10 protein-coding genes are annotated in these 11454 nt (G+C 47.8%); 9 read left to right on the forward strand and 1 reads right to left on the reverse strand.

Going from position 1 to position 11454, the window contains the following annotated elements; all coding sequences use genetic code 11:
• Positions 1-8: 8 nt before the first annotated feature.
• From hemL to DW159_RS09855, 4 genes are all read left to right on the forward strand, one after another.
• Complete coding sequence (gene hemL / locus DW159_RS09840) at positions 9-1286, forward strand: glutamate-1-semialdehyde 2,1-aminomutase (protein WP_117550382.1); 1278 nt, start codon at positions 9-11, stop codon at positions 1284-1286.
• Positions 1287-1620: 334 nt separating this feature from the next.
• On the forward strand, positions 1621-2568 hold the full coding sequence (locus DW159_RS09845) for an NAD(P)/FAD-dependent oxidoreductase (protein ID WP_117550384.1): 948 nt from the start codon (positions 1621-1623) through the stop codon (positions 2566-2568).
• A 196-nt stretch (positions 2569-2764) separates the two neighbouring features.
• Positions 2765-3199 (forward strand): RrF2 family transcriptional regulator, encoded by a 435-nt coding sequence (locus DW159_RS09850; protein ID WP_117550386.1) that lies wholly within the window; start codon positions 2765-2767, stop codon positions 3197-3199.
• Positions 3200-3293: 94 nt separating this feature from the next.
• Entirely contained in the window at positions 3294-4049 is a 756-nt protein-coding gene (locus DW159_RS09855) for a tRNA threonylcarbamoyladenosine dehydratase (RefSeq protein ID WP_117550388.1), read from the forward strand.
• A gap of 19 nt (positions 4050-4068) precedes the next feature.
• Here the strand turns inward: DW159_RS09855 and DW159_RS09860 are convergent, their stop codons facing one another.
• Positions 4069-4497, reverse strand: a complete 429-nt coding sequence (locus DW159_RS09860; protein ID WP_015534741.1) for a DUF3592 domain-containing protein — start codon at positions 4495-4497, stop codon at positions 4069-4071.
• 290 nt (positions 4498-4787) lie between these two features.
• Between DW159_RS09860 and DW159_RS09865 the strand changes: the two genes are divergently transcribed.
• The 5 genes from DW159_RS09865 (at position 4788) to DW159_RS09885 (ending at position 11448) form a co-directional block, all read left to right on the forward strand.
• Positions 4788-5645, forward strand: coding sequence for a DUF3737 family protein (locus DW159_RS09865; protein ID WP_117550390.1), 858 nt, complete (start codon positions 4788-4790; stop codon positions 5643-5645).
• Between the two features lie 281 nt (positions 5646-5926).
• A complete protein-coding gene (locus DW159_RS09870; RefSeq protein ID WP_117550392.1) occupies positions 5927-7147 on the forward strand; it encodes a MalY/PatB family protein in 1221 nt (406 codons plus the stop codon).
• Positions 7140-8669 carry an MATE family efflux transporter gene (locus DW159_RS09875; protein WP_117550394.1) on the forward strand — a complete coding sequence of 510 codons (1530 nt, stop codon included), beginning with the start codon at positions 7140-7142 and terminating at the stop codon, positions 8667-8669. The genes DW159_RS09870 and DW159_RS09875 overlap by 8 nt, the downstream gene beginning before the upstream one ends.
• 115 nt (positions 8670-8784) lie before the next feature.
• A complete protein-coding gene (locus DW159_RS09880; RefSeq protein ID WP_117550396.1) occupies positions 8785-10275 on the forward strand; it encodes an AAA family ATPase in 1491 nt (496 codons plus the stop codon).
• 111 nt (positions 10276-10386) lie between these two features.
• Positions 10387-11448 (forward strand): LacI family DNA-binding transcriptional regulator, encoded by a 1062-nt coding sequence (locus tag DW159_RS09885; RefSeq protein ID WP_117550398.1) that lies wholly within the window; start codon positions 10387-10389, stop codon positions 11446-11448.
• Positions 11449-11454 lie beyond the last annotated feature (6 nt).

The raw sequence follows: 11454 nt of genomic DNA on the forward strand, positions 1-11454 counted from the left end.
AAAGAAGAATGGCAATGACAAATTCACAGGATCTATTTGAGAAATCACAGAAGGTAATTCCGGGCGGCGTCAATTCACCGGTCAGGGCATTTGGCTCGGTGGGACGGACACCTGTATTTATGAAGAAAGCAAAAGGTTCACATATATTTGACGAGGATGGCAATTCCTACGTGGATTATGTCTGCTCCTGGGGACCGGGAATTCTGGGACATGCCGATGACAGAGTCATAGATGCGGTGAAGGCGGCTTGTGATGACGGACTTACATTTGGCGCACCGACAAGGAAAGAGCTCGAGATCGCAGAGCTGATAAATGAGCTCATGCCTTCAATGGAGCTGACACGAATGGTCAACTCGGGAACAGAGGCAGTGATGAGCGCACTCAGAGTGGCGAGAGGATTTACAGGCAGAGACAAGATTGTAAAGTTCCGCGGCTGCTATCACGGACACAGTGATGGACTTCTGGTCAAGGCAGGCTCGGCGGCACTTACACAGTCAGTTCCGGACAGCCTGGGAGTTCCAAAGTCGTATACACAGCATACACTCATAGCAGAGTATAACAACGAGGACAGCGTAAAGAAGTTATTTGAGGCGGAGGGCAAAGACATTGCCGCAATCGTGGTCGAGCCGGTTGCCGCAAATATGGGAGTTGTCCCACCGCATGATGGATTCCTTCAGTTCCTCAGGGACATAACAAATGAGTACGGCGCACTTCTTATATTTGATGAGGTCATCACAGGTTTCAGACTCAGCCTTGGCGGTGCCCAGGAATACTTCGGGGTAAAGCCTGACCTCACAACACTTGGCAAGATAGTCGGAGGCGGAATGCCGGTGGGAGCATACGGCGGACGCCGCGATGTCATGAGCATGGTGGCACCACTTGGCGGAGTATACCAGGCGGGAACTCTGTCGGGCAATCCGATAGCCATGACAGCCGGACTCACAACGCTCCGCATACTCCAGAAGGAAAAGGATACAATATATCCGGCGATAGAGAAGAGCACAAGGCAGATAGCCGACACAGTCAGAAGCACATTTGGCGACACAGTCCACGTCAACCAGATAGGCTCACTGATGAGTGTATTCTTCACAGATCAGGAAGTAGTAGACATGGATACATCAACATCCAGCGACACCGCAAGGTATGCAAAGTATTTCTCATACATGCTGGACAACGGAATCTACCTTGCACCATCACAGTTCGAGGCAATGTTCGTATCTTACGCACACAGCAAGGAAGACGTATCCAAAACCTGTGAGCTGATAAAGAAATACAAAGAGAACTAGAGAGACTTAGTAGGTCAGAAGATGTCTCATTAAAAAGGAATTTATATTCCTATATTGTAGAAATAATTAGATAAGTATTAAAAGAGTGGTTTGGAAATAACATAATAAAACTAACGGTTATCGAAGAGTAAGCTGTCATGTTTATGTGATGCTCCAAAGGCGGGTAGCACATAGACGACGGAAGCTTGTCGCTCCTTGCTGAGCGGGAGCCCCCTTGCCCTTATAGGGGGGCGGGAGCGAATGTAGTCAGGAGCTAAGACAAGGTGACAGAGTCGTGCGTAGCCTTGGAGCATCACATAAACATTACAGCGACCTTCTTCGACAAGGAGGAAATATGAGAGATTTGGTTATTGTGGGCAGCGGCCCTGCGGGTCTGTCCGCCGCAGTCTACGCCAAGAGGGCGATGATGGACGTGGTGGTACTGGAGAAGGAGGCATTCTCCGGCGGGCAGATCGTGAATACAGAGCAGGTTGACAACTACCTTGGACTGCCGGGCATAAGCGGTTTTGACATGGGTATGAAGTTCAGAGAACATGCGGATACATTTGGCGTGGAGTTTGATGACAGAGAGGTGACAGCTATCGAGGATCACGGCGATCACAAGAAGGTCAGCCTGGAGGATGGCAGCAGCATAGAGACAAAGGCGGTTCTGATAGCCACAGGCGCAAAGCACAGAAAGCTTGGCGTTCCCGGTGAGGAGGAATTCACAGGGGCAGGAGTTTCTTACTGTGCCACATGTGATGGAGCGTTCTTTAGGAACAAAGAAGTCGCAGTTGTGGGCGGAGGTAATATAGCTCTTGAGGATGCCCTGTATCTGTCAAAGATGTGCAGCAAGGTACATCTGATCCACAGAAGAGATGAGTTCAGAGGCGAGAAAATACTCGGAGCGCAGGTGCTTGAGACTGAGAATATAGAATTCCACCCATTTGCGCAGGTGACAGAGATAGGCGGAGCCCCTGGTAAGCTGGAGCTCAAAGTCGCTGTTAAGACACCGAAAACAGTGGACGGACAGACAGACAGCGAATTCACACTTCCGGTAGCCGGTGTATTCATTGCCATAGGAACAAGCCCTATCACAGAATTCCTCGGTGATGTTGTGAAGCTTGATGGTGCTGGTTATGTTGCAGCGGGTGAGACCGGACTGACCAGCACACCGGGAATATTTGCCGCGGGAGATGTGAGGACCAAGGCAGTGCGCCAGGTGGCGACAGCCGTCGGGGATGGTGCAGCAGTTATCCATTATGTTGAGGAATACCTGAACGGATTAAAAAAGAAGGTATAACTTGAGTATCTGATCAGCAACATATGGTAGGCAGCATAGAAACATAATCATAAAAATCAAGTGAATTAAACGGAAAATAATTGGCACGGAGATAAGGTAAGAACATTATAACTGCTTTTTCTCCTTGCCAAAAAAAATAAAACTAATTCATAGTAATTCTATAGGTAAAATATAACAATGAACAGGAGGCAGAAAAATGTTAATATCATCAAAGGGACAATATGCTTTGAGACTCATGGTAGATATATCGATAAACAGCGGCAGCACGGTTACTGTCAAAGCCGTAGCCAGAAGATGTGGATTGTCTGACAAATATCTTGAGCAGGTTACATCTTCTCTGCTAAAGGCAGGATATTTAAGGAGCGTGAGAGGGCCGAGGGGCGGTTACCGTCTGAACATGCCGGCGGAGGAGATCACGGTTGGAATGGTGCTAAGGGCGATAGAGGGCAGGATATCACCGATAGATAACCGAGTTGATGAGGACGGCGACACCAACATGGTCATGAACGATGTCATTGGAGAGGTGTGGGATGATCTTGGGTCTGCCATCAACAATGTCCTTGACAACAAAACCATCGCCGATCTCACCCGGGAGTACAGTGACCGGATCGGATACATGTACTCAATATAAATCAGGGACGGAGGGGCAATAAGATTTCAGTTGAAAAAAAACTTATTTTGTATATAGTTGTAGTGGGATATATATCATATTAGGAGAATAAGAGATGTTAACACAGTTTTCGAGAACGGAGCTGCTATTTGGCAAGGAAGCCATGGACAAGCTGGCAGGCTCTAAGGTAGCGGTATTTGGAATAGGCGGAGTTGGCGGTTATGTATGCGAGGCGCTGGTCAGAAGCGGTGTCGGAGCATTTGACCTGATAGATGACGACAAGGTGTGTCTGACAAATCTCAACAGACAGATCATAGCGACAAGGAGCACAGTTGGAAAGTATAAGACCGATGTTATGAGGGACAGGATGCTTGACATCAATCCAAATGTGGAGGTTGAGGTACACAAATGTTTCTTCCTTCCGGAAAATGCGGATGACTTCCCTTGGGACAGCTACGACTACGTAGTCGACGCGGTGGACACCGTGACAGCCAAGATCGCTCTTGTCATGAAGTGCAAGGAGAAGAATATCCCGATCATCAGCAGCATGGGTGCGGGAAACAAGCTTGACGGAAGCCAGTTCAAGGTTGCAGATATATACAAGACAAAGGTGTGTCCGCTTGCGAAGGTCATGAGAAGAGAGCTGAAGAAGAGGGGCGTCAAGAAACTCAAGGTCGTATACTCGGAAGAGATTCCGACAAGGCCGATTGAAGATATGGCGATAAGCTGCAGAAACAACTGCATTTGTCCTCCGGGTGCAGAACACAAATGTACAGAGCGCAGAGACATCCCGGGCAGCGTGGCATTTGTGCCATCAGTCGCAGGGCTTATCATAGCCGGTGAGGTGGCAAAGGATCTCATCAGGGTATAAAAAAGAAGACGCTGAGAAATCAGCGCCTTCTCCATAAAAATACCAAAGTTCCAAGCAGAACAGCACCACCATAGATGAATGGTGCATTTTTGTCACTGTTCATAGTTCTTTCCGTATAAGATACGGATGGATTATTCGGGTTGTAATATATTGCGATGGACGACATGGAGTTGTAATTTGTTATACCGCGGACGGAAAGAAAACCATTGTGCAATACTCCGGACTGGTCGCGGTATTCATAGTTGATATGGGTTCTTTTACTGAATCTTCTGACAGATGTGATATCGGCGGATGTTCTGGTATAGTCCCGCTCGATACGGCATGCCTTACCCCGTATGGAAAGGCCGATGACCACAGCTATGATGAATGATGCTATTGGAATAATGTAAGTCGTATAAGGTAATAGTCTGAAAAAAATACTGATAGAATCCCCCGATGTTAAAATCATAATGTACCCCCTGAAATTGTTGTTTCCCCAAAATATCAGACATGAGATCCCTATTTACATGTCGGACTTGTATGTGTAGATTATAATATAAAGAAGACTGGTTGAGAATCCCTTAATTTAAGAGGATAAGTCTGTTAATATAGCAAATTTCAGGTAATAAATATATTACTGTTTGCACTGCCACTCATGGTGGTCATAAGCTCAGTCATATTCGCATTTGCCAGAAGTGATAACATGGTGATAATAGGCCAATAATATAATAGAGAATATACAAAAGGAAGATGAACGAGATGGATAATAAAGAAGAAAAGAAGATTATAAGACAGGAGTTTCTGACAGGTGAGAGAGCTCTTTTCATGGGAAAAAATCTCGATATATATGATACGATATTTGACGACGGCGAGTCTCCGCTTAAGGAGAGCCGCGGCATAAATCTGTACGGCAGCATGTTCAAATGGAAGTATCCACTGTGGTACAGCAAGAACATTGTTGCGGAGGATTGTCACTGGTTTGAGATGGCGAGAGCCGGAGTGTGGTACACTGATAATAGCGCGGTGAGGCGTGCACTCATCCAGGCGCCAAAGAATTTCCGCAGATGTAAAGGTCTGGAGCTTACGGATGTGACATTCACCCATGCTGAGGAGACCCTTTGGAGCTGCGATGACGTGACCATAGATCATGTGACAGCAAAGGGCGACTATTTTGCCATGAACAGCAATAATATGAAGATAGACGACCTGAAGCTTGACGGCAACTATTCATTTGACGGATGCAGGAATGTAGAGATAAGAAACTCCAATCTGCTTTCAAAGGATGCATTCTGGAACACAGAGAACGTGACCGTATATGATTCATTCATATCGGGCGAGTATCTTGGATGGAACGCAAAGAACCTCACCCTGGTGAACTGCACCATCGAGAGCCTTCAGGGCATGTGCTACATCGACAACCTTGTGATGAAAAACTGCAAGCTCATCAACACAACACTTGCCTTCGAATACTCAACAGTGGATGCTGATATCTGCAGCAAGATAGACAGTGTCATGAACCCGACATCAGGAACCATCAAAGCCCAGCACATCGACAACCTGATAATAGAAAAAGACAAAGTAGATCCGTCAAAGACAAAAATAATAGTACAGGACTAAACGAGTTTAAGATTTGGTGATATATCATAACGTAAATGAGATTCCGCGGCTGCTGTGGTGATACGAGTTGGCACATATAGATTGCTCAATCGGTAGTGAAGTCGACTGAGCCTTGCTGCTTCTTGCCGGAGCGGCGCAAGCAACGCACTTATCGCTTGCAGAGCGCAGTGCAGATAGAAGCAAAGCAAGGCGAGGGAAGACGAACGTGATGGAGCACTCTATATGTGCCAGCCGTTTGCCACAGCAGCCGCGGAATCTCTCCATGAAGTGGAGGGACAAACATGAAGTTTGATTTTGACAAGGTTATAGACAGACGCGGCACAGGCTCCCTGAAGTGGGACGTGCCGGAAAATGAACTGCCAATGTGGGTGGCAGATATGGATTTCCAGACGGCTCCGTGCATCAGGGAGGCACTGGCAGCCCGGGTGGAGCACGGAATATTCGGATATTCTATCATCCCGGACGAGTGGGCAGATGCCTACGTGAACTGGTGGGGCAGCAGACACGGATTTGCGATAGATAGGGATTGGCTGGTGTTCTGCTCCGGAGTCATCCCAGCCATATCAACGGCGGTGAGAAAGCTCACCACACCCGCAGAGAATGTTGTAGTGCAGACCCCTGTCTACAATATTTTCTTTAATTCTATATACAACAATGGGCGAAATATATTGGAAAGCCCTCTGAAATACGACGGCGATGGATATGCCATTGACTTTGAGGATCTTGAGGCAAAGCTTGCAGATCCACAGACCAGCCTCATGATACTCTGCAATCCACAGAATCCTGCGGGGAAGATCTGGGATAAGGAGACACTTGCCCATGTGGGAGAGCTATGCGCAAAGTATGGTGTGACGGTCATCTCGGATGAGATACACTGCGATCTCACCGATCCTGGAAAGGAGTATGTGCCATTTGCCACGGCATCTGACACATGCAGGGATATAAGTGTGACCTGTATTGCGCCGACAAAGACCTTCAACATAGCTGGAATACAGACCGCGGCAATTGTGGTTCCGGATAAATTCCTGAGACACAAGATGTGGAGAGGTCTGAACACAGACGAGGTAGCCGAGCCAAATGTATTTGCGGTGGATGCGGCTATAGCAGCATTTACAGATGGTGGCGAGTGGCTGGACAGTCTCAGGCAGTATCTGTATGAGAACAAGCAGTATGTCAGGAAGTTTATAGATGAAAAAGTGCCGGGTATAAAGGTGGTGTATTCGGAGGCCACATATCTGCTCTGGCTTGACTGCAGTAAGATAACTGACAACGCAAAACAGCTTTCAGCATTTATCAGGAAGAACACCGGGCTCTATATGTCGCCAGGACTTTCATACGGCAAGAACGGAAAGACATTTATCAGGCTTAACATTGCATGCCCAAGATCGATCGTGGAAGAGGGCATGAAGAGACTTGCCGAGGGAACCACGGCATTCAGAAAAATGAACGCAGAGACGGTAAACATACACAATGCGGCTAAAAAAGGAGATATAGATGAGTAGCAGTGAAAACTTGCTGAAGGACATGATATCTGGAAAGTCCATGACCGCATCCCAGCAGATAGGACTTACGGTCAGGCTCAGTATCCCGGCGATCCTTGCCCAGATCTCGTCCATTGTCATGCAGTACATCGATGCATCCATGGTGGGGCGTCTTGGTGCAAATGCATCGGGAGCCATCGGACTTGTCTCGTCCACGACATGGCTGTTTGGCGGGCTATGCATTGCGGTGACTACAGGATTTACTGTGCAGATAGCCCAGACTGTGGGGGCCGGTGAGGATAAATCTGCCAGAAATATCATGAAACAGGGACTCATAATAGCCATGTGCATAAGCGCCCTGCTCGCACTCGTTGCAGCACTTATAAGCACACCGCTTCCGAGATGGCTCGGCGGTGAGACCGACATACAGAAGATGGCAAGCCAGTATTTCCTCGTATACATGCTGGGGCTTCCCGCTCTGCAGATGAACAGCATAGCGGGTGGTATGCACCAGAGTTCCGGAAATATGAGACTACCAGGTATACTGAATGTCATGTGTTGTGTGATGGATGTGATTTTTAATTTGTTCTTTATATTTCCGACAAGAATTGTAAATTTAAGTATTCCGTTTTTATCCAGCGTAAGGCTGGCTGGTTCTCAGATGGCTGGAACGGTTCAGGCAGAAGCCTTTGGTTCCCATTTGTCAACACTTGTGCAGTCTGAAACCTCGATGAATGGACTGACATTTACCATGCCGGGACTTGGACTTGGCGTTGCAGGTGCGGCGCTCGGAACCATCACGGCTGAGGCGGTCACCTGTGCCATCATGGTCACTGCACTTCTGTGGAAGAACAGGACACTTCACTTAAGAAAGGGTGAGCACTTGAGATTTCACAGGGATATACTTGTCAAAGCGGTAAAGATAGGAGCGCCGGTGGGGCTTGAGCAGATGGTCATGTGTTCAGCGTATGTCATGTCAACAAAGATCGTGTCACCGCTCGGAACGATAGCCATCGCAGCCAACTCATTTGCGGTGACTGCGGAGAGTTTCTGCTACATGCCGGGCTACGGAGTGCAGGCGGCATCAACCACACTTGTGGGACAATGTGTGGGAGCCGGACAAAAACAGTTGTCCAGAAGAATGGCATGGATTACAATGGGATTAGGTGTGTCGGTTATGACCGTTGGCGGAGTTCTCATGTACATAGCAGCTCCGGCCATGATAGGTGTGCTGACACCGAACGAGGAGATAAGAAATCTAGGTGCGGCTGTGCTGAGGATAGAAGCATTTGCTGAACCGTTTTACGCCGCATCCATAGTTGCTTCGGGAGCACTCAGGGGGGCCGGGGACACTCTGGTCCCAAGCTGCATGAACTTTGCCAGTATGTGGTGTGTGCGGATACCGCTTGCAGCTATACTTGCACCGAGGGTGGGGCTCTATGGTGTATGGATCGCCATGTGCGTGGAGCTCTGTTTCAGGGGAATCCTGTTCACCACAAGACTTAAACGGGAAAGATGGATGCGGGTGTTTGACGAAAAATAAAAGCGGCACCAGCACTCGCAGAGAATAACTGCCTGCTGAGTGCCGGTGGGCTAAAATGTCCCTGTCAGGTATGATTAAACTTGCAAATAATAAAACATCATCATAGGAGGTAGACATGCCAGTATTTGATTTTAGCGGAAGTGACAACAAGAATAAGAACATAGTTACATATGAGACATTTCAGTCATCGGAAAGAACAGCCACAGCAGAGAAACCGATAATGCTCCTGGAGAACTCGACCAGGAAGTGGGCGCACCACTCCAGCGGAAAGTTCACAAATCCGATCAAAAGGACAGCATTTGAATTTGACGAGGTGGACGGAGTTCAGTCCGCCGACATAATGAAGATAGATGCGAGATTTGTAAGCCTTCTCAAATGGCTCGGTGAGAATCACATCAATGTCCGTCTGTCGGGAGAGAACAGACCGGAGGGCTATGCGGTGTACAAGATAAGGGAGACCGAGTTCGGCGGCGGGGCAAAGCTGTCGGCAAATGACGGATTCCTTCAGTTTATGATAGAGAGACTTCTTTCCAGCGATGCCCCTTCAGAAGAAGAGAAATCCGAGGAGGAAGAAGAGGAGGAGGCACTTGGCGATGACATGAAGCTCACAAGCATGCAGAGTATCATTGATTTCATGCACTGTGCCGGAAGAACGCTCCCTGACAATATAAGACTGTGGGCGAGAAGAAATCTTGCGGTTGCGAGATCCAGTGAGGTATCTCCGGAGGAGAGACGCCACGCGCAGAGAGCACTTTCCATGGCGATGAACATCAGATGGAAGAGCAATTATTTCGAGGCGATAGATCCAGATGAGGCGAGAAGGATACTGGACGAAGAACTCTACGGAATGGAGAAGGTCAAGCAGAGGATCATCGAGACGATCATCCAGATCAACCGTACACATACACTTCCAGCATACGGACTTCTGCTCTGCGGACCTGCCGGAACAGGAAAGTCACAGATAGCCTACGCAGTTGCAAGAATACTGAGACTTCCATGGACTACCCTCGACATGAGTTCCATCAATGATCCAGAGCAGCTGACCGGAAGCTCAAGAGTGTATTCCAATGCCAAGCCGGGAATCATCATGGAGGCATTTTCACAGGCGGGCGAGTCTAACCTTGTATTCATCATCAACGAGCTGGACAAGGCCAACTCCGGCAAGGGCAACGGCAATCCTGCGGATGTACTGCTGACACTGCTGGACAACCTGGGATTCACCGACAACTACATGGAGTGCATGATCCCGACAAACGGTGTATACCCTATAGCAACGGCAAATGACAAGGAGAACATCAGCAAGCCTATCATGTCGAGATTTGCTGTCATAGATATACCGGACTACACCCCGGATGAGAAGAAGGAGATATTCAACAAATTCGTCCTGCCTAAAGTCCTCAAGCGCATCGGACTTGAGGGAAGCGAGTGCATCATACTTCCAGACGGTGTGGATGCGGTCATAAAGAAGTGCGACGGCGTGACCGGAATCAGAGATATAGAGCAGGCTGCAGAGCACATAGTTGCACATGCACTGTATCAGATCGAGGTAAATCATGTACAGAGCGTGACATTTGACGGAGCTATGATAGATGAGCTTTTGAGCTGATTATCGTCATATTACACAATTTACATTACAGAAAGTATTATGGTATACTCTTCTTATGAAACAAGTTTCATGGACTACAGTCTGAAATTCATAAGGAGAGTATATTTATATATGGCAAGTATAAGAGACGTTGCGAAGGAGGCGGGGGTCGCCATCTGCACGGTGTCGAGACTTATCAACGGCACGGCAAAAGTTGAACCCGAGACTCAGAAGAAGATAGAAGATGCGATGAAGAAACTGGATTATGTTCCAAATGAGCTTGCGCGAGGCATGTTCAAGGGCAGATCAAACTCCATTGCGATGTTGGTTCCAAATATACAGCACCCATGGTTCTCATCACTGGCATCGGAGATAGAAAAGATACTTTATGAGAAGAAATACAAGTTTATGCTTTTTTCCACATCCGATGACAAGCAGAGGGAGAAGGAGTGTTTCAAGCTGTTAAAGTCCAACATCGTGGATGGGATCATATGCGGAACGTCGGCATGTACGGCGAAGGAATACCAGAAGATAGATAAGCCGATGGTCATGCTGGATTATAAGGTTGGCAGCAAATTTCCTGTCGTAGTGTCGGATCACAAGATGGGCGGACAACTTGCTGCCCAGGAATTTATAAACAGTGGATGCAAATATGTCATCCACATATCAGGAATCAAGGTAGATAAGAATATCATGTCATTTGAGTGCCATGAGGAACTAGATAGAGTCCTTGCCGAGAATGGGATAAAATCCAGACGAGTTCCAATACAGTGGAACGACTTTGATTTTCATGGATATTTTGAGATGGCAAAATGCATACTGGAGGAGTATCCTGACGTGGACGGAATATTTGCCGCAGACATGCCAGCGATAGCATTCCTCAAGGCGGCACTTGCCATAGGCAAAAAGATTCCTGATGACCTGGCGATCGTGGCATACGACGGAACGTACATAACCAACGCCAGTACGACAAGGCTCACATCGATACATCAGCCGTACAAGGAGATCGCCCAGGAGGCAGTACGCCAGCTTATGGAGATGATCGACGGACCGGAGGAGGAAGATGATGCCGAAGGACAGGTTGAAAGTGCAACCGCAGATCAGATCGACAGCGCAAAAGAGAGAAACACACATATAGACGGAAATCTTATACTACTTCCGGTGAGCGTAGAAAAAGGTGATACAACTTTATAGTATGAT

It is taken from the genome of Coprococcus sp. AM14-16 (assembly GCF_003434675.1).
GTDB classification, from domain to species: Bacteria; Bacillota; Clostridia; order Lachnospirales; family Lachnospiraceae; genus Coprococcus; species Coprococcus aceti.